Raw genomic sequence first — 18,266 nt, 5'->3', positions numbered from 1 at the left:
ATCGCTGGCCCAAATCCTTAGCGTAGGATTCCGCCCCCTCCCGCAAACGCCCCCTTCCTGGCGGCGATAGGCCCGGACTCGGTGACCAACTCCAGATGCTCATCGGTGCGCACAACCGAGCTGACCCTAACTGGCCGCCGGACCGGCAACTGGTAGCGGGCCTCGTAGCGCGTGAGGTAATCGATGACGTCGTCGCGGGTCGGATACCCCTTGTGTTCGGGTGGCGGCATCAGCCAACCTGGCAAGGAACTGTAGCCCGCAGGTGAAAACAGCCGCAATGAGTCCCAGCCATGCCGCCAGGCACCGCCCGGGCTATCCTCGGCATCGAGGATCAGGAAATCGGCACCGGCACGGCCCAGGTAATAGCACAGCGACAGACCCATCTGCCCGCCGCCGATAACGACGATGTCGTGTGTCTCCACGCGGTCAGGCCTGGAGCCAGCGCTTGAGGTCGTCTTCCTTGGGTAAGCCGCCCGCATGGACAACCTTGCCGTCAATGACGATGCCAGGCGTCGAGGCGATGCCGTATTTGGCCATTTCGGCATAGTCGGTGATCTTTTCGACGGTCGCCTCAATGCCGAGCGCACTGGCGGCCCTCTTCACCATGTCTTCGGTCGTTTGGCACCGCTTGCAGCCCGGGCCGAGCACCTTGATATCTTTCATGGGAATTGTCCTTTCAGGAAAAGAGCGCGTTGAACAGGAAGCCGACGCCGAGGATGCCGGTGCCGACGACCGCGATGAACACCGCGATCAGTTTCAGGCTGAGTACCTTGCGAAGGATGATCATCTCGGGAAGCGACAGCGCGATCACCGACATCATGAATGCCAGCACGGTGCCCAGCGCCGCGCCCTTGCCTAGCAGCGCCTCGATCACCGGGATGATCCCCGCGGCGTTGGAGTACATGGGGATACCGAGCAGAACAGCGGCGGGCACCGACCACCAGCTATCCGCGCCCATGATGCTCGAGAGTAGGTCTGCGGGGACATAGCCGTGAATGAAGGCGCCAGCGGCGATCCCGGCGATGATCCAGTACCAGACCTTGCCGACGATATCCTTGACAGCTTCCCACCCGGCTTCGAACCGGTCCACCCAGGTCAGGTGTTCATCTTCCAGATCGACTTCGCCCGCGCGCACTTCACGAACCCAGGGTTCGAGCCAATGCTCCAGATGCAGCCGCCCGATCACCCAGCCCGCGACGATGGCGATAGCGAGGCCGAAGGCCAGATACGTCAGTGCCACTTTCCAACCCAGCAAAGCGAATAGCAGGCCGAGTGCGATCTCGTTGACCATGGGCGCGGCAATCAGGAACGAGAAAGTGACGCCGAGCGGCACCCCTGCCGAGACGAAACCGACGAACAGCGGCACAGCTGAGCAGGAGCAGAATGGGGTGACGATGCCGAGGTGGGCGGCGGCGATGTTGCCCAGCCCTTCGCGTTTGCCCGCCAGAAGCGCGCGGGTGCGTTCGGGCGAGAAGAAGGTGCGCACCACGCCCATGGCAAAGACCACCAGTGTCAGCAGCATCAGCACCTTGGGTGTGTCATAGAAGAAGAACTCGACCGAGGAGGCCAGGTGGCTACCGGGTTCGATGGGCAGCTGCGTCACCAGCCACTGCGCGAACGGCAGGAGCTGGTTGTAGATGGCAAACCAAGCTGCGATGAAGACGGCGATGCCGGTAAACCAGATGCCTTGCGACTTGCGGGCCTGGCCCAAACTGGCGGTGAGCGTGTTCATGTCAGGCGGCTTTCTTCTGGCACTGTGCGGGCAGCAGCGGCGGGAGCGTGGCGAGAACGGCATCGACGATCGCCTGCCATTGCGCCGAGAGATCGGGGTTGCGGCGATAGCGCACCCATTGCGCATCGCGCCGGTCGGTCAGCAGGCCCGCCGCCTTGAGGCGCGCCATGTGCCGCGACATGCGCGATTGGGTGGCGCCGAGGCGGTCCATCAGTTCGCAGACGCAATGCTCATCCCCATCCCAGATGATCTGCAAAGCGCGCACGCAGGCGGGTTCGGACACGGCAGCGAGAAGATCGTCAATCGGCATCATGCGTCCCGAATATGCCTACAGGCGCATATGCGCCTTGACGCAGATCAATACTGCCTGACGCTTTGATGATTTTCGAATTATGGATTGACTTATCCCTTCCGAAAACTATTCGACCCTTCTCGAAAGGTGGTTTTGATGGACGATCTCAATACCCAGGTCTGGGCGGTTGATGCGCTCGGCGCCCTGGCCCACGAAACCCGCCTGTCGGTGTTTCGCATGCTGGTTAAGACTGGCCGGGACGGCATGATCGCAGGCGCCATTGCCGAGCAACAAGGTGTGCCACCGTCGACCATGTCCCACCATCTGGCGACGCTGGAGCGCGCTGGGCTTGTCCAGTCCGAACGGGAAAGCCGCCTGATCCATTATCGCGCTGACTATCCGGGTATGCGGCGCCTGCTGACGTTCCTGATGCAGGACTGTTGCCAGGGCGCGCCCGAAATGTGCGGCGACCTCATTGCCGAACTGAACTGCGACGCATCTTAACCCCAAGACGCCTGAGGGTCCCATGTCCGACAAAATCTACAATGTCCTGTTCCTCTGCACCGGCAACAGCGCCCGCTCTATTCTGGGCGAGGCCGTCATGAACAAACTCGGTGCTGGCCGCTTCAAGGCCTGGAGTGCCGGGAGCCAGCCCAAGGGCGAGGTTCACCCGATGGCGCTCTCGGTGCTGAACGGCATGGGTTATGACACCACCGGCATGTTTTCGAAGAGCTGGAGCGAGTTCTCCAAGCCTGGTTCGCCCGAGTTCGATTTCATATTCACCGTTTGCGACAGCGCTGCAGGTGAGACCTGTCCAGTCTGGATCGGCCATCCGATGACCGCGCATTGGGGCATCGAGGACCCGGCGGCGGTCGTGGGCGAAGGACAGCGCGACGCGTTCCTGCAGGCGCTGCGCTACCTCACCAACCGCATTTCGCTGTTCCTGACGCTGCCGCATTCCAGCATCGACGAGATGGCGATGAAGCAGAAGCTCAAGGAGATTGGCAAGGCCGAAGGCGCCAGCACGGGAGCCAGTGCATGACCGACATCGTGATCTACCATAATCCGGAATGCGGCACCTCGCGCAATGCGCTGGCCATGATCCGCAACGCTGGGATCGAGCCGCATGTGGTGGAATATCTCAAGACTCAGCCATCGCGCCCATTGCTCGAAAACCTGATTGAACGCGCCGGGATCAGCCCCCGCGCTTTGCTGCGCGAGAAGGGTACGCCCTTTGCCGAGCTGGGCCTCGACAATCCCGCGCTCACCGACGCACAGCTGATCGACGCAATGATGGAGCATCCCATCCTGATCAACCGCCCGCTGGTCGTCTCGCCGCTTGGCGTGAAGCTGTGTCGCCCCTCGGAAGAGGTGCTTGATCTGATCCCCGCCGACCAGCGCGGAGCCTTCGCCAAGGGAGACGGCGAACAGGTCATCGACGCCGCCGGCAATCGCGTGGCCGGTTGAAGAGGAAACACCATGACCGCACCCAAGCGCGAACGCCTGTCGTTCCTCGACCGCTATCTCACCTTGTGGATCTTCCTGGCCATGGTGCTGGGTGTTGCGCTGGGCTCGACTTTCGATTGGCTGCCGGGGGCGATTGACAGCCTGTCCTGGGGCACGACGAACCTTCCTATCGCCATTGGCCTGATCCTGATGATGTACCCGCCGCTCGCGCGGGTGCGCTATGAGGAACTGCCGCGCGTGTTCGAGGACAAGCGAGTGCTGGCGATCTCGCTGATCCAGAACTGGATCATCGGGCCGGTGCTGATGTTCGCGCTGGCCGTGATCTTCCTCTCGGATAGGCCGGAATACATGACCGGCCTCATCCTGATCGGCCTTGCCCGCTGCATCGCGATGGTCATCGTCTGGAACCAGCTGGCCAAGGGCGACAACCAGTACGTTGCCGCGCTGGTCGCGTTCAACTCGATCTTCCAGATCCTGTTTTTCAGCGTCTATGCCTGGTTCTTCCTTGCCTTCCTGCCGCCCCTGTTCGGGCTGGAAGGAAGCGTCATCCACGTCAGCTTCTGGACGATTGCCGAGGCTGTGCTGATCTATCTCGGCATCCCCTTCCTCGCCGGGTTCCTGACCCGCAAATGGCTGGCGAAGGCCAAGGGCAACGACTGGTACGAGCAAACCTTCCTGCCGAGAATCGGGCCGATCACACTGTTCGCGCTGCTGTTCACCATCGTCGCCATGTTCAGCCTCAAGGGCAACGAGATCGTCACCCTGCCGGGCGACACCATACGGATCGCGATACCCCTGACGATCTATTTCGTCGTCCAGTTCACCATCAGCTTCTTCATGGGCAAGCTGATCGAGAGCGATTACCCCCGCACCACGGCAGTGGCCTTCACGGCAGCGGGCAACAACTTCGAGCTGGCGATTGCAGTCGCCATCGCCGCTTTCGGGCTTGCCTCACCGGTCGCCTTCGCGGCGGTCATCGGCCCGCTGGTCGAAGTGCCGGTGCTGATCCTGCTAGTCAACGTCGCCTTCTGGTTCGGGCGGCGCTGGTTTCCTGACAGCGTTCCGGAAGACGCGCAGGGATGAACATTGTTTCGGCCCCCGCACTCGGCATTTTCCTCGCCGCCGCCTTCTTCGAGATTGCAGGCTGCTTCGCCTTCTGGGCGTGGCTGAGGCTTGGCAAATCCATCTGGTGGGTTGCGCCAGGATCGGTCTCTCTGGTCATTTTCGCGTGGTTGTTGACGCTGGCTCCCACCGATGCCGCCGGGCGAGCCTATGCCGTCTATGGCGGTGTCTACATCACCGCGTCGCTGCTGTGGCTCTGGATCGTGGAACGCCAGCAACCTGACCGCTGGGATTTCACGGGAGCCGCCGTCTGCATACTTGGCGCGGCCATCATCCTGCTTGCGCCGCGATCGGCGTGACGGAGTACATCTCAATATGTCTGATCATCATTATCTCCGGACCCTGACCGACCCCAAACATCTTCCGGCGCTCAAGTCCGAATATGTTCATCGTCGCCCGGCGTTTGGGCTGGGAGAACTTGATCCACCGCCGCGTATCCTGCTGCTCTACGGCTCCCTGCGCGAGCGGTCCTATTCGAGGCTCGTGGTCGAAGAGGCAGCGCGACTGCTGGAATTTTTCGGGTGCGAAACCCGCATTTTCGACCCTTCCGACCTGCCTTTGCCCGATCAGGTCAAGGACGACGATCACCCCGCAGTCCACGAACTGCGCGAACATTCTCTGTGGTCCGAAGCGCAGGTGTGGTGCAGCCCGGAACGGCACGGCCAGATCACCGGTATCATGAAGACCCAGATCGACCATCTGCCGCTAGCCTACAAGGGCCTGCGACCGACCCAAGGACGAACCTTAGCGGTGATGCAGGTCAGCGCGGGCTCGCAATCGTTTAACAGCGTCAATACGCTGCGCATCCTTGGCCGCTGGATGCGGATGGTCACCATCCCCAACCAGTCCTCAGTGGCGAAGGCGTATGACGAGTTCGACGAAGCGGGGCGGATGAAACCGTCCAGCTATTATGATCGCATCGTCGACGTCATGGAAGAACTGGTCCGTTTCACGGTCCTGTTGCGCCCCCATGCAGAGCAACTTGTGGACCGCTATTCTGAGCGCAAGGATCGCAACGAGCCAGTCGATACGCCGGTGGAAACGGCGGGCATCGCCGCAAGTTAGGCTAAGCTGCCAAAGCAGCGAGACAGGCTTTGAACACATCTCGTTGCTTCTTGACGGGAAAGCCCGCTAAGGCTTCATCCCGACTGAACCAGCGGGCTTCGGCAATTTCTTCAGACTGCAATACCAATGGCACATCGTCGGCCAAGCGCACAATGAACATGCTCGCCTCCTGCCCATCATGGTCCAGGCCACGTTTCACCTTGTGATCGGCGCTGTAGATGAACCGGTTGCCTACCGGGAGCTGCTTCAGGTCTTCTTCGAGGGCAACCCCAAGTTCTTCGGCGATCTCGCGCCGCATTGCCTGCTGCACGGTCTCGCCATCTTCGACGCCCCCGCCTGCAAGCGTCCATTCGCCTTCGGGATAGCCGTGCGGACGAACCAGCAGAAATTGACCGCTGCCGTTTACGACTACGGCACGAACTTTATGGCGGAGTTTCAGTCCACCCTCGTAGAGATACGCTGCCATCCTCGCAGGTTACATATTCGCAGTTAAGCTTTCGTCACTGTATTGGATGTGAGAAAAAGCGGCGTATCGAATGTGGTGGGAGGAGGTTGCCGAGCGCTATAGTGTATAGTTCGCACTTGCAGCGTAACTTGATCCCGTGTACCCGCGAGCCATATCCGCCGGACTCGGTTTTGCCGAGTGGCTCGGCCCGGCGCCTATCCCCGGGATAACCTTTTCCTCCCTTCCGATCTGCATACCGCCACGCAGCGCCATCTGGGCCCGCGTCACGGAGGATGCGACGCGTCGGAAAAGCACAAGGTCATTCATGTTGAATCTCGAAACCTTCAAGCGCGAATGGTTATCCAACCCGCGAGGCGATATTCTGGCAGGGATCGTCGTTGCTCTCGCGCTCATTCCCGAAGCCATCGGGTTCTCGATCATCGCCGGTGTCGATCCGCGCGTTGGTCTTTACGCCTCGTTCTCAATCGCCGTAATCATCTCGCTGGTCGGTGGGCGGCAGGGCATGATCTCGGCCGCAACAGCAGCGATCGCCGTGCTGGTGCTGCCGCTGATCCGCGATCACGGCGTCGACTATCTGTTCGCAGCCACCATCCTGATGGGTGTTATCCAGGTTATTGCCGGGTTCCTGCGACTGAACGTGCTGATGCAGTACGTGTCGCGATCGGTGATAACCGGCTTCGTCAACGCGCTGGCCATCCTGATCTTCATGGCGCAGCTGCCCGAGCTCACCGGTGTACCGATGCTGACCTATGCATTGGTGGCGGGCGGTCTCGCGATCATTTACTTGTTCCCTTATCTGACCAAAGCTGTGCCTTCGCCCTTGGTGGCAATCATCGTCATCACCGCGCTGGTCTACTATACGAGCTTCGACGTCCGCACTGTGGGCGACATGGGTGAACTGCCGTCATCGTTGCCCGCCTGGCTGATCCCGAACGTCCCATTCACCCTGGAAACGCTGCAGATCATTCTGCCCTATTCGCTGACCATGGCCGCCGTCGGCTTGCTGGAATCGATGATGACGGCGCAGATCGTCGATGACCTGACCGATACGCCATCGGACAAACAGCGCGAGATGAAAGGCCAAGGCATCGCCAATCTCTTCACCGGCTTCCTGGGCGGCATGGGTGGCTGTGCAATGATCGGCCAGTCGGTCATCAACGTTAAGTCGGGCGGCCTGACCCGGCTCTCGACCTTCATTGCCGGCTCTTTCCTGCTGTTCCTAATCCTCGTGCTGGGATCGCTGGTCGCGATCATTCCCATGGCCGCGCTCGTCGCGGTGATGATCATGGTTTCGATCGGCACTTTCTCGTGGGGTTCGATCAAGGACATTCGCCACCACCCGTGGCAGTCCTCGGTCGTGATGGTGGTCACCGTGGTGATCGTTGTGTGGACGCATGATCTGGCGCAAGGCGTGCTCGCTGGCGTGATCCTGTCGGGGCTGTTCTTCGCCAGCAAGGTCAAGCGCATCTTCACGGTGGAATCCGAGCTTTCGGCCGATGGTCTGACGCGCCGTTATCAGGTCTCCGGCCAGGTCTTCTTTGCCTCGTCGGAAAGCTTTGTCGAAGCCTTCGATTTCAAGGAAGTGCTCGACCGGGTCGTGATCGACGTGTCACAAGCCCACTTCTGGGACATCTCTGCGGTGGGAACGCTGGATAAGGCGATCCTGAAGTTTCGCCGCGAAGGCACCGAAGTAAGCGTGGTCGGGCTTAATGAGGCCAGCGCCTCGATGGTCGATCGCTATGCCATTCACGATAAGCCGGGCGCGGAAGCGCAACTCGGCGCGCATTGAGAGGATCATGACCATGGAACACGTCCTCGCCTGTATCGACGCCTCGAGCTACGCCGACAGCGTTTGTGATCTCGCCGCCTGGGCTTCGAAACGTCTGGCCATGCCGGTAGAGCTGCTCCACGTTGTTCAACGCACCGATGCGGTGGCTGCGCGAGGTGATCTGTCCGGGGCCATTGGCCTTGGGGTCAAGGCCAGCCTCATGGAGGAGTTGGTCAACCTGGAAGCGGCCGACGCGAAGCTGAAGGTCGAACGCGGCCGGTTGCTGCTCGCCGCTGGCGAGAAGCGCCTGCGCGAAGGCGGTGCGTTCGATGTGCGCACGCTGCATCGTCACGGCGGCATCGTCGAGACCATTCTCGAACGTGAAGATGGGGCCCGGGTCGTCGTCATCGGCAAGCGCGGTGCTTCCCACGAATTTGCCAGCGGCCATATCGGCTCGAAGCTGGAACGCGTCGTCAGGGCAAGCACGAAGCCGGTGCTGGTTGCATCGCGCGAGTATTCCGAACCGCGCAGCATTGTGTTTGCCTACGATGCCAGCCCAGCCGCAAAGCGGGCACTGGGCCGGCTGGTCGAATCCCCGCTGTTCACTGGGATGCCGGTCAACGTCGTCATGGCTGACACGGATAACGAGGCCCATCGACGTGCGCTTAGCGATGCTGTTCTTCGCCTTGGCGAAGGTCGGGAGGTCTCCACAACACTCGAAAGCGGCAAAGCCGAAGCGGTGATCGCTAAGGCCGTGGAACAAACCCCCGGCGCGATGCTGGTCATGGGGGCTTATGGCCATTCGCCGATCCGCACGCTCATCGTTGGCAGTACCACGACAACAATGATCCGCACCGTCCATGTGCCGGTGTTGCTCGTGCGGTAGCATGGCACTCGACCTCGCTCGTTTCCGTGAGAAGCTCATCGCTCGACGTGATGAGTTGCTGGCGGAGGACCGGATGTCCAAGACCGCTCGGGACCCAGTGACGCTTGATCAGGATAGCGTCGGCAGGCTTTCGCGGATCGATGCGATGCAGGTCCAGGCCATGGCGCTGGCCCAAGCGCGGCGGCGACAAGCAGAAAGGGCGGCGATCGATGCAGCCCTCGATCGGATCGACGATGGCGAATTCGGCTACTGCCTGAAATGCGGTGAAGCCATCGCGCCTGCGCGCCTCGAGCACAATCCGTCCGTCAGCATTTGCATTGAATGTGCGAAAGAAGGTTGATCCGTCTTCATGCCCACAGGAACGGTTAAATACGTTGGCCCGGACGGTAGCTGGGGTTTCATCTCGCGCGATGACAAGCAACCCAAGGTTTTCCTGCACATCTCCGAGGTGCAGAAGGCCAGATATGACGAGATTGTGAAAGGGGGGCGGTGGGAATTCGAAACCAAGGAAGGTCGCGACGGACGAATGGTTGCGACTGGGTTAAGCTCCATAATTTGAATCACGAAGCTTTCATAAGGCAAGCATAAAAGCCTGCGCATTCATGTTTTGATGCCGCTCGGTGTCTTTGTTGGCAAGTAACGCGGCCCAGCAGACGACTTACACCAACAAGTCAGCAGAAGACTCCAATGGGAAGAAATCAGCACGGCGTCGGCCCGTAGATTCATGCCGTTACCGCGCCGTAGATCGAAGATTTCGCTCCCATATCAATTGGGCCCTGCAATGTTGCGAATCCACTGGTCAATTTCGGCCTCAACCCAAACTGCGCATTTGGGGCCGAGCGATCTTGACCTTGGGAATCGCCCTTCACTCATGCGCTGGTAAATGGCGGAGCGGCGTAGCCCGACACGCGCCATGACTTCCGGTAGGCGAAGTAGCCGAGCCGGCGGCAATGCGGCGGCTGGTTGAGGGGAGTGAGTTTCATCTTGAGTTGAAAGCGGCATTGCTGATCTCATTCGCTGGCGTTCGGTCCCCTCCGAACTGGGATTTACCGGGGCAGCGACAGCGCGATGTCGCGGCCCACAAAATCATCGATATGCTTGGCAAGCATTCGCGCCACGAGCTGTGAGGTGCCGTTGGCCCACCGGGGCCGCAGATCCTCGATCCGGCGCCCCAGGGTCCGCTGCAGATGGACGGGAAGGCTCGTGAAAAACTCTTCGAGAAATTCGCCCATCTCGCCATGCATCCATTCGCAAGCGAGGTCTTCCTGCCCGGCGATCGCGAGGATTATTGCGGCACGGGGCTGCGCCCCGCAGGCGGCGAGCACGCGTGATGCTTCGTCGAGCCCGATAGGCCGCTCGCCGCGCGCAACGCGAAGCAGGGTCTCGCGATGCATCCCGCTTTCATTGGCAATTCTATGCCGGGGTTTGCCGGCGGCATCGATCGCATGGGCAAGGACGCGGGCCAGGCTTTCATTGGCCGGTCCGACGGCGGCGGTTGGATGATACATGGTAGTCTCCTTGTTTCTGCAATGGTGCGACTCGCAGGCATATCGCGAAGCATCCCATGTAGGAAAATGAAAAGAACATACATGGAACATCTCGTTTAGAGGCGAATCAGTTCCTCTATTCGAGTCGTCGCCGAATCACGGCGGGAGTGGCGGTAGTCACCGACCCAGGAATGCTGATTTAGCGCCATAATCGTCGGCTTGGAGCGTCGGGCATGAAAAGATGTGTCCGCATCTGTCCGCCTCCAGCGGAGATCAGAACACAACTCTTTCCTACGAACATTTCCTAGATGCATGTGGAACACACAGCGAACGCAAGAACGCTGTGACCACCCCTCCAACCGGAGCTTCACATGCAGTCTCTCACCCTCCCCCGGCGCGTCGGCGTCACGGGTCTCGGCCCAAAGAACCTTGGCAGTGCCCTCAATATTGCCATCCCGGTCGCAGTCGCGGCGCTTGCGGCAAGCGCCGCCTATGCCGGCGCTGACACGACCTTCACCCCTGCCCTCACGAAGTTCACCGACTTTCTCGAAGGTTCGGGCGGCAAGATCATCACCGTTCTCAGCCTCGCTGGCGGCCTGATCGGTCTGGCATCCGGGCGCTTTTCGCTCGGCCAGGTCGCCGTTCCGGTAGGCGTCGGCATCGGTGTCGGCACCGGTGTTCCGATCGTCACCTCGGTCGTGACCGCGGTCATCTGAACGGTCGGACGAGAAGGCGGCGTCGCCATGGCAGACCCTTACATCATTCCCCGGCGCCTCGATGACCCGGAGCTGATCGGCTTCTGGACCATCGACGAGTTCGCAGGAATGCTGGCCCCCTTCACCTGGGGGATCCTCACCCAGCATATCTTTATCGGTATCATAGTCGCCTTCGGCGCCTGGTTCGCATTGCGAAAGGCAAAAGCAAGACGCGCCAGCTCCTGGGTAGCCCATGCCGCATATTGGTATCTGCCTGCAGGATTTCTGGGCCTCAAGGCGACGCCGCCTTCCCACTGCCGACTGCTTGCCGGTTGAGGGGAGAAACTCATGTTTTCCGACATATCCCACGAACGTCAGCAATCGCTGCTGCGCCAGCGGAACCTGTTCGCGCTCACCAGCGCCGGTCTCGGCCTCGCACTAGTCGTGGCAGGGAGCCTTGCCGCCACCCGCGACCGCGAGGTCGTGCTGGTGCCGACCGTTCCCAAGCAACTCACGGTGAGCAGCGCCGGGGTCGAGGCCGACTATCTCGAGCTTGTCACTCGCGATGCCGCCCTTGTTCTCCTCAATCGCAGCCCGGAGGGCCTCGATTACTGGATGAACGAGATCCTGAAGCTAGCGGATCCCGCAAGCTATGGGCGGCTGAAAGCTGAGCTCGTGCGGATTGTCGAGGAGCAGCGGGGCTCAGACGTCACCCAGGCTTTCGTGATCCGGTCGATGACTGTCGATCCGAAGGGGCTGACCTCGGATGTGACCGGAACTCTCAAGACCTTCGTCGGCGCACAGGTGATTGCGAGTGACGAGCGCCGCTTCCGCTTCAGCTGGACTTACCGCGGCTTGCGCCTGGCGCTGGCAGGGTTCGCCCAGCTCCCCCCACAGGACAAATCAAAGGAGGCCCAGTGATGGCTTACCTAAAAGATGCCCACGCTCGGGTTCGACTTCTGAGTGCGGCAGCACTGCTCACAACAGTAGCATCCCCCGCTCATGCCGCCGACCAGTTCAAGCAAGCGGCCGATGGTGCCGGGATCGAGTGCAGCGTTTCGGCGCGTGAACTGACCCGCTTTGCGCTGGTCGACGACCAGTTTGCCAGCGTCTCGAAGATCTCGACCGGCACGCCCTACAACGACTTTGCGGTGACCAACGAGCCGGTGCGCGGGGACATCTACGTGTCCGTGCCGGAAACCTACGCGGCACGGGCAATCAGCTTCTTCGCCACCACGAAGAAGGGTTTCGTCTACAAGGTCGCGTGCCGGGTTGAGCAAATTCCGGCGACCCAGGTCTTCGTCACCAACCCCGCGATCGCGAGAAACCGGGCGGCGGACTGGGAAAGCCAGACCCCGCTCGAGACCAGCGCCGTCAGGCTGATCCAGGCCATGGCCAACGACCGCACTGTCGATGGCTTCGAGGTCCGCCAGTCAACCGCCATGCCTGCCCGGGTCGGCGATCTCGAAGTCCAGCTCATCGCTGATTATCGCGGCGCCAGTCTCACCGGAAAGGTGGTCCGCATCCACAATCGCGGTTCGAAGCCGGTGGCGCTGGCCGAGCGCGATCTCGCGCCCCGCGACACTCTCGCTGTTTCGATCGCCGAGCCGAAGCTCGAGCCCGGGACCAGCACCACGGCCTTTGTTGTCGGCGCAAACGCGGAGACCGGCCATGACTGATGCAGCCAATACGCCAAGCCCTGCCCCTCTGCAGGCAGAGAGTGCGGCGCCATCCGAACTTTCCGGGCTCAACGCCCGCACTGCACGCCGTCAGAAGCTTCTGCTGGGCTCACTCGGAGCGCTCGCGCTGCTCGGCGGGAGCTGGTTCATCCTTGGCGGTGACGACAAGGCCAAGACCGACGATCCCAATGCGGAGCAGACGATCGACACAGCAGGTCTGGTCAACCGCGATCTGTCCCAACGTGAATTCGTCGCGACCTATGGCAACCGGCTCGATGCGGTCACGCGCGAGCAGAAGGCGCTGAAGGATGGAAGCATCCCGCGAACGGAAATCGAGGCACAGCTTGCCGCTCTCAAGGCCGAAAACCAGGCCATGCGGGTCGATGGGCAGGCCGCGATCGATGCCATCTCCGCAGAGAATGCCGAGCTCAAGACACGGCTTGCCGCTCAGCCGGCGACGACGGCACCTGCTGTACCGCCACCGGCTTATGGGCCGCAGGCGGGCGGTTATGACGCGCGGGGGCGTTCGCCCCAGCCCAGTGCTGTGTCCGCAGGTGGTGATCCTCAGGGCGGCATGATCCCGTCGCCTGGCGAGGTGAAGCTGATGAGCTTCAGCTCTGACAAGGCAGGGAGCAGCGGTATCCGAGTGGGGCGCCCCGATGCGCCGCCGGTCGTCGTCGAGGACTCGCCTGATTACCTGCCGCCTAATTCCTATGCGCCGGCCCGGGTGATCGTCGGCGTCGACGCCTCGGCGGGTGTCGCCAGCCAGACCGATCCGCTGCCCGTGGTGCTGAGGATCACGGGGCCTGCCCGATCGGTGATGCAAAACGGTAAGGTTCTGACCACCCGGATCCAGGGCTGCGTTGTGAACGGTGCGGCACGCGGGGATCTCAGCAGCGAGAAGGTCTATGTGAAGCTTGCCCGCATGACCTGTGATCAGCCTGGTGGCCGGGTCGCAGTGAGCGAGGTCAAAGGGTTCATCAGCTTCGCCGGCAAGTCCGGGGTCCGGGGCCGCGTCGTGAGCCGCGAAGGCAGCCTCGTCAGCCAGGCATTGCTCGCCGGAATCGTCGGCGGTTTCGGGCGCGGCTTCTCGGCCAACGCCAACAGCGTGTTCTCCGGCGTCACGACCAACCCCGATGGCAGCCGCTCAAAGCTGTCCGCCGGCGACATCTTCGGTGGCGGGCTTGGCCAGGGCGCCGCCGATGCCGCCGACACGGTCAGCAAATACCTGATCGAGCGCGCCGAACAGTACCAACCCGTCGTCGAGATGCCGACCGGCATCGATGTCGAGATCGTGTTCCTCGACGGCGTCTACGTGAGGAACTCCCAATGATCGAAAACAATCTCCTCGAGCAGGATAACCGTAGGCGCCGCTGGTTGCGCCCGGCCGCAGGACTGGCAGCAATCATCGCTTTGTCGGCCGCAACCGGATGGGCGGTGGCAAGCCTTGCAGCCCCCACTGCAGCTCCGGACATGGCGAAGGTGCGTGAGGCACTGAAGCTGCGCCTGCCCAAGACGCCGATCGACGCGATCAACTGCAAGGGCCTTGGCGGTCTGTGCGAAGTCGCGTCCAAATCGACGCTCTTCTACGTCGACCGGGCTGCGAAGTATCTGGTAATCGGCCGGGTTTACGACATGGAAGCCCGTCAGGATCTGACGGCTGCGCGGCTGCTCGCCCTCAATCCGGATCTGCTGGCGGCAGGGGCAGCGCGGCGCAGCAATCCCGAAACACAAGCGGAAAGCGGCCCGAGCCCATCTGGAGCCTCGGCCCGGAACGCGGCACCGCGCCAAGTGCAACTTGGCAAGCTTCCCCCGAATGGTGCGATCACCTGGGGCCCTGCCAATGGTCCACGTGTCGTCGTCTTCTCGGACTTCCACTGCGGCTACTGCAAGAAGCTTGAGGCCGAACTAAAGGCGATCGGGGCGCGGGTCGAAGAACGGCCGATCTCGATTTTCGGGGCGGAGAGCCGCCGCGATGCGGAACGGGTGCTGTGCTCGACCCGACCCGAGGTGGCGCTGCATATGGCCTATTCGGGCCTCGCGCTCGCCAATCCCAAACCCTGCGACACGAGCGGCCTTGATGCCAATGAGGAGTTCGCGCGGGCTCACGGCTTCGGCGGCACGCCGGTGATCGTTCGCCCAGCCGATGGCGCCGTTCTCGAAGGCTACCGCCCTGCCGCAGTGCTCCGGGAATTCCTGCGCCCAACCTCCACCCGGGCCCCCACCCCTGCTCCGAAAGGATAAACCCATGCGGCTTCCGACACGTCTCCTTGTCTGCGCCTGTCTGGCCGGCTTCGCCAGTGGCTGCGCCACGTTCGGCACCAATGTCGAAGGCGACTTCACCTGCCGGGCGCCCAAGGGCGACTGCGCACCGGCCCACGTCATCGATGCCAAGGCGACGGGCAATCTGTCGTCGGGCACGACGCCTCATGCCGAGACACGCCCCCGGTCGGGCGTCGTGGATGCTGACACCACGCGTACGGCGGAGCGGACCCTGCGGGTCGTCTTCCCGGCGCATGTGGATGAGGCCGGAACGCTCCATGATGAAGCGGTCGCCTGGACAGTCGTCGATAACCCGCGCTGGGCAACCGAACTGCGCCGCAAGGCGGGCGAGGACAAGAGCGGGACCGTGATGCGCCAGGTTCGCCGGCAGTTGAAGGCCGCTCAAGCTGCGTCGGCACACGAAGCCGCCGACGGACACTCGGATGCTACCGTCGATCTTGCGTCGCCCTTCTCGTCTGCCGGCACTGCCGAAACCAGGGCCGTCCAACCCTTGGCCGCAGAAGCCCCCAATTCGCTCAATGACAGTTCGGATGCCTCGCCGCTGGTCCTCCCCTCCACGGCGCGCGAGGCCGTTGCAGGTGCCAAGGCACCGGCGGTCGAGGGGTTCGACACGTCGCCTCCCCCGCGTGATCGAGCCCCTCGGCCTGAGGCGGAGCATAGCGTCCCGGTGTTCCCGAGCGCGGCGGCGATTGAAGCCGCGAAAGCCGCAATCCGCCCGACAATCCGGACCGGCGACCAGCCGATGGCCACCACCTCGCAGTCGAAGGAACCCAAGTGATGGCCGAGCAACTCAAGTCCGTCATTGATCGGTTGCTCAGCGGATTGCTGGGGGATGCCGAGCACGCCGAGAAGGCCCGTCCCCAGCTCATGGTCGACATGCTCTCCGACTGGCTGCCTTACCGGGTCTATGATCCAGCGACCCGGCTGTACTTCAATGCACGCTCGAAAGGCTTTGTCCTGTCGGTCACGCCGCTGATCGGCGCGGACGAGCGCACCGGGGAAATCCTCGGGCAGTTCTTTTCGGAAGGCTTGCCAGCCGGCGCGTGCCTGCAGGTGCTCCACCTCGCGAGCCCGCGCATCAGCCGGATTGTCGCCCCATGGTTCGCGCCCCGGTACATCCAGGGCGGCGTATACGAGGCGATTGCCCGTCACCGCGCGCGGCGGCTCTATTCGCTCGTCTGGGAGTCCGGCTCTGCGGACGCGCCGTTCCACGCCCGTCACCACCAGGTCATCGTCTCGGTCGGTGTGCCGACGTCCAAGTCGGTTAGCAATGAGGCTCTCAAGCAGACCCGCGAGGGGCTGGTGGCGATGCTCAAGTCGCTGAACCTCGGCGTGGTCGAAGTCGGTCCCGAAGCGCTGATCGCGGTCATCGACGATCTGACTTCGCCCACCACTGCGCCGCAGGACGATGCGGTGCCCTATAACCCGAACGATCCGATCGCCTCACAGGCGATCCGCCACGACATCGAACTGGTCGTGGCAGAAGATCGCATGCGCCTGGTGACCGAGCGGTTCCGTCCCACCGGCAAGGTCAATGACGGGGTGCCCGAGATCGGGAGCGTCTATCCCGATGCATTCGATGTCCGGCATTTTGCCGTCCGCAACATGCCATCGCGCTGGGCCCCGTGGGAGTGCGCGCGGCTGATCGGCGACCTGTTCACCGACAAGCTGCGCTTCCCCTGCCCGGCCGCGACCATGCTCTGCCTTGTCTACCCTGACCAGGAGGCGGCATCGGCCAAGGCCGGCTTCAAGTTCATGCGGACTACCAGCCTGGCAGGCACCCGCAGCGCCCGGTTCTTGCCCCGGATCGGCGAGCAGGCCGCCGAGTGGCAACATGTGCAGGCCGAGCTCCAAGAAGGCCGCCGCCTCGTGCGCGTGTTCTACGGCGTGACGACCTATTCGCCGCTGGGCCAGGGCGACCGCCACGAACGCGCGATCAAGTCGATTTACAAGGCAGCAGGCTGGGATCTCACCGACGAGCGCTATCTTCAGATCCAGGGGCTTCTCGCCGCCATGCCGCTGACGCTCGCCGACGGGCTCGGTGCCGACATGGAGCGGCTGAAGCGGTTCAAGACCGTCCTGTCGACCACTGCAGCCAATATCGCGCCCATGCAGGGCGAATATCTCGGAAGCGCCCACCCTCACCTGCTGTTCGTCGGCCGGCGCGGCCAGCCGTTCTTCTGGTCGCCGTTCGAGAACGAAGCGGGCAACCACAATGTCGCTATCTGCGGCAAGTCTGGATCGGGCAAGTCGGTGCTGCTCCAGGAGATGTGCGCAGCCCTGCGTGGCGCCGGCGCGCAGGTGGTCGTGATCGACGATGGCCGCAGCTTCGAGCACTCGGTCAAGCTGCAGGGCGGCCGCTTTGTCGAGTTCACGATGAAAGCGGGCTTCTGCCTCAACCCCTTCTCGATGATCGACGGAACCCGCGCCGCCGAGGACGAAGATTACCGCCTCGACTGCTTCGGGATGATCAAGGCGATCGTCGGGCAAATGGCCCGCCACAGCGCGAAGCTGACCGATACCGAGCGCGGGCTGATCGACCGGGCGGTCAACCTCGTCTGGACGGAACATGGCGCGGCTGCGACGGTCACCACCGTCGGCGAGATGCTGGCCAGTCTCGGTCATGACACGGCCGCAGACATTGCGACTGCGCTTGCCCCCTACATGGCTGGCGGAACCTATGGCGCCTTCTTTGAAGGCCAGGCCAGTCTCGACCTCGATGCAGACTTCACCGTCTTCGAGATGTCCGACCTCGCGAGCCGGGAAGACCTGCGCAGCGTGGTGCTCTCCGCGATCATGTTCATGACCAGCCAGGCGATGACGCGCAGCCCGCGGTCGCTGCGCAAACTCCTGCTGATCGATGAAGCCTGGTCGATGCTGAAGGGCGGTTCGATGGGTGAATTCGTCGAAACCTATGCACGCACCTGCCGGAAATATGGCGGCGCGCTGGCGACCGCCACCCAGTCGCTCAACGACTACTACAAGTCCGACGGGGCGACGGCGGCGCTGGAGAATAGCGACTGGATGCTGATCCTGCAGCAGAAGCCCGAGACGATCGCCGATTTCAAGGCGAGCAAGCGCCTCGATATGGACGATCGCACCGAGACGCTGATCCGCAGCCTCAAGCGCTCCGGGAGCGACTATTCCGAGGTGTTCATCAAAGGACCGGAGACCGAGGCGATCGGGCGGCTCGTGCTCGACGACTATTCGGCAACGCTCTTCTCGAGTTCGCCCCAGACCTTCGCGGCGATCGATGCGGAGATCGCGCGCGGCCACCAGCTCGCCGATGCCATCGAGCGCATCGCCTTCGCCAACCACTGACAT

At 62.5% G+C, this 18,266-nt stretch carries 25 protein-coding genes and 1 other annotated feature; of the genes, 18 read left to right on the top strand and 7 right to left on the bottom strand.

Annotation, left to right across the window (positions count from 1 at the left end; all coding sequences use genetic code 11):
- Positions 1 to 17 precede the first annotated feature (17 nt).
- From AX703_RS25500 to AX703_RS25485, 4 genes are read right to left on the bottom strand one after another with little or no spacing between them, the layout of a single operon-like run.
- Complete coding sequence (locus AX703_RS25500) at positions 18 to 422, bottom strand: FAD-dependent oxidoreductase (protein WP_231735707.1); 405 nt, start codon at positions 420 to 422, stop codon at positions 18 to 20.
- Positions 423 to 426: 4 nt separating this feature from the next.
- The gene (locus tag AX703_RS25495) at positions 427 to 663 is read right to left on the bottom strand and encodes a thioredoxin family protein (RefSeq protein WP_062348277.1); all 237 of its coding nucleotides are present in this window, start codon (positions 661 to 663) and stop codon (positions 427 to 429) included.
- 13 nt (positions 664 to 676) lie between these two features.
- Positions 677 to 1,732: a permease gene (locus AX703_RS25490; RefSeq protein WP_062348275.1), complete on the bottom strand. Its 1,056-nt coding sequence runs from the start codon at positions 1,730 to 1,732 to the stop codon at positions 677 to 679.
- A gap of 1 nt (position 1,733) precedes the next feature.
- Positions 1,734 to 2,045, bottom strand: coding sequence for a helix-turn-helix transcriptional regulator (locus AX703_RS25485; protein WP_197423841.1), 312 nt, complete (start codon positions 2,043 to 2,045; stop codon positions 1,734 to 1,736).
- Between the two features lie 135 nt (positions 2,046 to 2,180).
- On the opposite strand from AX703_RS25485, the gene AX703_RS25480 reads away from it, so the two are divergent.
- The 6 genes from AX703_RS25480 to arsH are packed head-to-tail and all read left to right on the top strand — an operon-like array spanning position 2,181 to position 5,678.
- Positions 2,181 to 2,528 carry a helix-turn-helix transcriptional regulator gene (locus AX703_RS25480; protein WP_062348272.1) on the top strand — a complete coding sequence of 116 codons (348 nt, stop codon included), beginning with the start codon at positions 2,181 to 2,183 and terminating at the stop codon, positions 2,526 to 2,528.
- Between the two features lie 22 nt (positions 2,529 to 2,550).
- Positions 2,551 to 3,066: an arsenate reductase ArsC gene (locus AX703_RS25475; protein ID WP_062348270.1), complete on the top strand. Its 516-nt coding sequence runs from the start codon at positions 2,551 to 2,553 to the stop codon at positions 3,064 to 3,066.
- Complete coding sequence (gene arsC / locus AX703_RS25470) at positions 3,063 to 3,491, top strand: arsenate reductase (glutaredoxin) (RefSeq protein ID WP_062348267.1); 429 nt, start codon at positions 3,063 to 3,065, stop codon at positions 3,489 to 3,491. The genes AX703_RS25475 and arsC overlap by 4 nt, the downstream gene beginning before the upstream one ends.
- Before the next feature lie 12 nt (positions 3,492 to 3,503).
- Complete coding sequence (arsB, locus tag AX703_RS25465; RefSeq protein WP_062348265.1) at positions 3,504 to 4,574, top strand: ACR3 family arsenite efflux transporter; 1,071 nt, start codon at positions 3,504 to 3,506, stop codon at positions 4,572 to 4,574.
- Positions 4,571 to 4,912, top strand: coding sequence for a YnfA family protein (locus tag AX703_RS25460; protein ID WP_062348263.1), 342 nt, complete (start codon positions 4,571 to 4,573; stop codon positions 4,910 to 4,912). The genes arsB and AX703_RS25460 overlap by 4 nt, the downstream gene beginning before the upstream one ends.
- 16 nt (positions 4,913 to 4,928) lie before the next feature.
- The gene (gene arsH, locus AX703_RS25455; RefSeq protein WP_062348261.1) at positions 4,929 to 5,678 is read left to right on the top strand and encodes an arsenical resistance protein ArsH; all 750 of its coding nucleotides are present in this window, start codon (positions 4,929 to 4,931) and stop codon (positions 5,676 to 5,678) included.
- A gap of 1 nt (position 5,679) precedes the next feature.
- Here arsH and AX703_RS25450 read toward each other — a convergent pair whose 3' ends face one another.
- Positions 5,680 to 6,144 carry an NUDIX domain-containing protein gene (locus tag AX703_RS25450; RefSeq protein WP_062348260.1) on the bottom strand — a complete coding sequence of 155 codons (465 nt, stop codon included), beginning with the start codon at positions 6,142 to 6,144 and terminating at the stop codon, positions 5,680 to 5,682.
- Positions 6,145 to 6,301: 157 nt separating this feature from the next.
- Positions 6,302 to 6,355: a sequence feature (sul1 is cis-regulatory element that is thought to sense ions involved in sulfur or methionine metabolism; They are found in Alphaproteobacteria), on the top strand.
- A 93-nt stretch (positions 6,356 to 6,448) separates the two neighbouring features.
- Between AX703_RS25450 and AX703_RS25445 the strand changes: the two genes are divergently transcribed.
- From AX703_RS25445 to AX703_RS29030, 4 genes are read left to right on the top strand one after another with little or no spacing between them, the layout of a single operon-like run.
- Positions 6,449 to 7,933 (top strand): SulP family inorganic anion transporter, encoded by a 1,485-nt coding sequence (locus tag AX703_RS25445; RefSeq protein WP_062348257.1) that lies wholly within the window; start codon positions 6,449 to 6,451, stop codon positions 7,931 to 7,933.
- Between the two features lie 7 nt (positions 7,934 to 7,940).
- Positions 7,941 to 8,798, top strand: a complete 858-nt coding sequence (locus AX703_RS25440; protein ID WP_231735706.1) for a universal stress protein — start codon at positions 7,941 to 7,943, stop codon at positions 8,796 to 8,798.
- Between the two features lies 1 nt (position 8,799).
- The gene (locus AX703_RS25435; protein WP_062348255.1) at positions 8,800 to 9,138 is read left to right on the top strand and encodes a TraR/DksA family transcriptional regulator; all 339 of its coding nucleotides are present in this window, start codon (positions 8,800 to 8,802) and stop codon (positions 9,136 to 9,138) included.
- A 9-nt stretch (positions 9,139 to 9,147) separates the two neighbouring features.
- Positions 9,148 to 9,357 carry a cold shock domain-containing protein gene (locus tag AX703_RS29030; protein ID WP_062348253.1) on the top strand — a complete coding sequence of 70 codons (210 nt, stop codon included), beginning with the start codon at positions 9,148 to 9,150 and terminating at the stop codon, positions 9,355 to 9,357.
- A gap of 206 nt (positions 9,358 to 9,563) precedes the next feature.
- Here the strand turns inward: AX703_RS29030 and AX703_RS27050 are convergent, their stop codons facing one another.
- The gene (locus AX703_RS27050) at positions 9,564 to 9,800 is read right to left on the bottom strand and encodes an AlpA family phage regulatory protein (protein WP_082734809.1); all 237 of its coding nucleotides are present in this window, start codon (positions 9,798 to 9,800) and stop codon (positions 9,564 to 9,566) included.
- A 44-nt stretch (positions 9,801 to 9,844) separates the two neighbouring features.
- A complete protein-coding gene (locus tag AX703_RS25425; RefSeq protein WP_062348251.1) occupies positions 9,845 to 10,306 on the bottom strand; it encodes a hypothetical protein in 462 nt (153 codons plus the stop codon).
- A 350-nt stretch (positions 10,307 to 10,656) separates the two neighbouring features.
- Between AX703_RS25425 and AX703_RS25420 the strand changes: the two genes are divergently transcribed.
- From AX703_RS25420 to traC, 8 genes are read left to right on the top strand one after another with little or no spacing between them, the layout of a single operon-like run.
- A complete protein-coding gene (locus tag AX703_RS25420; RefSeq protein ID WP_062348249.1) occupies positions 10,657 to 11,001 on the top strand; it encodes a hypothetical protein in 345 nt (114 codons plus the stop codon).
- 27 nt (positions 11,002 to 11,028) lie between these two features.
- Entirely contained in the window at positions 11,029 to 11,316 is a 288-nt protein-coding gene (traL, locus tag AX703_RS25415) for a type IV conjugative transfer system protein TraL (RefSeq protein WP_062348247.1), read from the top strand.
- A gap of 12 nt (positions 11,317 to 11,328) precedes the next feature.
- The gene (locus AX703_RS25410) at positions 11,329 to 11,901 is read left to right on the top strand and encodes a type IV conjugative transfer system protein TraE (protein ID WP_062348245.1); all 573 of its coding nucleotides are present in this window, start codon (positions 11,329 to 11,331) and stop codon (positions 11,899 to 11,901) included.
- Positions 11,901 to 12,659 (top strand): type-F conjugative transfer system secretin TraK, encoded by a 759-nt coding sequence (locus tag AX703_RS25405; protein ID WP_062348243.1) that lies wholly within the window; start codon positions 11,901 to 11,903, stop codon positions 12,657 to 12,659. Before AX703_RS25410 ends, AX703_RS25405 begins: the two co-directional genes overlap by 1 nt.
- Positions 12,652 to 13,992, top strand: a complete 1,341-nt coding sequence (locus AX703_RS25400) for a TraB/VirB10 family protein (RefSeq protein ID WP_062348241.1) — start codon at positions 12,652 to 12,654, stop codon at positions 13,990 to 13,992. Before AX703_RS25405 ends, AX703_RS25400 begins: the two co-directional genes overlap by 8 nt.
- A complete protein-coding gene (locus tag AX703_RS25395; protein ID WP_062348239.1) occupies positions 13,989 to 14,903 on the top strand; it encodes a DsbC family protein in 915 nt (304 codons plus the stop codon). The genes AX703_RS25400 and AX703_RS25395 overlap by 4 nt, the downstream gene beginning before the upstream one ends.
- Before the next feature lie 4 nt (positions 14,904 to 14,907).
- Positions 14,908 to 15,720, top strand: a complete 813-nt coding sequence (locus AX703_RS25390) for a TraV family lipoprotein (protein ID WP_062348237.1) — start codon at positions 14,908 to 14,910, stop codon at positions 15,718 to 15,720.
- Positions 15,720 to 18,263 (top strand): type IV secretion system protein TraC, encoded by a 2,544-nt coding sequence (gene traC, locus AX703_RS25385; RefSeq protein ID WP_062348235.1) that lies wholly within the window; start codon positions 15,720 to 15,722, stop codon positions 18,261 to 18,263. Before AX703_RS25390 ends, traC begins: the two co-directional genes overlap by 1 nt.
- Positions 18,264 to 18,266: the final 3 nt, after the last annotated feature.

Origin of the sequence: Novosphingobium sp. CCH12-A3, assembly GCF_001556015.1 — a bacterium.
Taxonomy (GTDB): Bacteria; Pseudomonadota; Alphaproteobacteria; order Sphingomonadales; family Sphingomonadaceae; genus Novosphingobium; species Novosphingobium subterraneum.
This window is presented reverse-complemented; position numbering and strand designations above follow the sequence as displayed.